Consider the following 1,375-nt stretch of genomic DNA (forward strand, 5'->3'; position numbering starts at 1 on the left):
GCTATGGACGAACAACGTTATCTATGACACTCACTATGCCGTGCTTTGCTAACTTAACGCAACACTCTGTTAATACTGAGCAACTCATAACTTGCGCTCGGTCAGATTGTCCCCACACAGCATTCCACCGCGCCAAAAACACAGTGCCGTATGTTGATTAAGCCGCATGATGAACAGGCACCTCCTTATCACCATGGATCAACGATGCACCGCAAACATCACACACGCGGGGCACATCACAACCAATCAGGTAAGCCTGCCAACTGATAAATTCACCTTGGCTTACCTTTGGCTGTCCAAGCTGCAGACGGGCACGGTTCAATTTCGTTCTTCCGCCTGCGCTGTATAGTCCCAGATAACGCACACTGCTCTTTCCGTGTTGCGGGGCATGCGCCAACCAGCGGCTAATGAATGTCGCCACCGGTAAACAGCTGACTTCACCTTTGCCACTGCGGTGGGATTGGTAACTGAACGTAACGTGGGTTTGACTGACATGCCGCAGTTGCTGGTTTCGCAAGGGGCCGCCTTTGATGTAACGCGCCAGATATTTCGCCACCCCACTGGCATGATCATAACGGGCACAACAATGAACCACCCAACACTTACGCCCTAACTGATTACATAACTGTGTCATCGAACTGGCTGATCGTCCCTCCGGCAGCGTCAGTTCCTGCTCACTTAACGCTTGCTTTAGTCCCGCCAGTAATTTCCCCCGATACACCATCATCAGTGGCTTTTGTGGAAATAACACCGCTTTCTTAGGTTCACGCCATTGGCCTTGTTCGGTCAACCCGCCATGACTGATCAAACAATGCAGATGGGGATGTAAAGACAAATCGCGTCCCCACGTGTGTAAGGCCGACAATATCCCTGGCATCGCCGCTAAGTAGCGCGGATCTTTTGCAAAGGTTTTTAATGTGCTGTGGACGGCGTTAAACAACAGATCGGTCAAACGGCGTCGGTTAAAACGCCACAGCCCATGCAGCTCACTAGGGAGGGTAAAGATCATATGATGATGAGGACAATCAAGCAGTACTGACTGGACGTGCTGCAGCCATCGTTCTTTAGGTAATCCGCTGCATTGTGGACAAGCACGATGCTTACAGGAGTTGTACCAAACTCCCTGCACATGCCCTTGCGGGCAGCACTGAATATGCCCGCCTAATCGAGCGGTGCGACAATCACGAATACGGGAGACGGCACGCGCCTGATCCAGGCTCACACCATGGTGGCGGCGGTATTCATCGAAGTGCTGATCCAGCAGCGTTTGCAGTGTCCTTTTCATGGACTAAGCTATAGCAAACCACTGTTTATTTATCCAGCAATCTAGCAAAAAAAGACTTCCCCGAGGCCTGCCTCGGCGAGTACAACGCTA

General features: G+C 51.5%; 1 protein-coding gene. It reads right to left on the reverse strand.

Annotation, left to right across the window (positions count from 1 at the left end; all coding sequences use genetic code 11):
• Window positions 1-157: 157 nt before the first annotated feature.
• Complete coding sequence (locus EXY25_RS18690) at window positions 158-1,285, reverse strand: IS91 family transposase (RefSeq protein WP_130567973.1); 1,128 nt, start codon at window positions 1,283-1,285, stop codon at window positions 158-160.
• Window positions 1,286-1,375 lie beyond the last annotated feature (90 nt).

Origin of the sequence: Corallincola spongiicola (assembly GCF_004284785.1) — a bacterium.
In the GTDB taxonomy this organism is placed as follows: domain Bacteria; phylum Pseudomonadota; class Gammaproteobacteria; order Enterobacterales; family Neiellaceae; genus Corallincola; species Corallincola holothuriorum.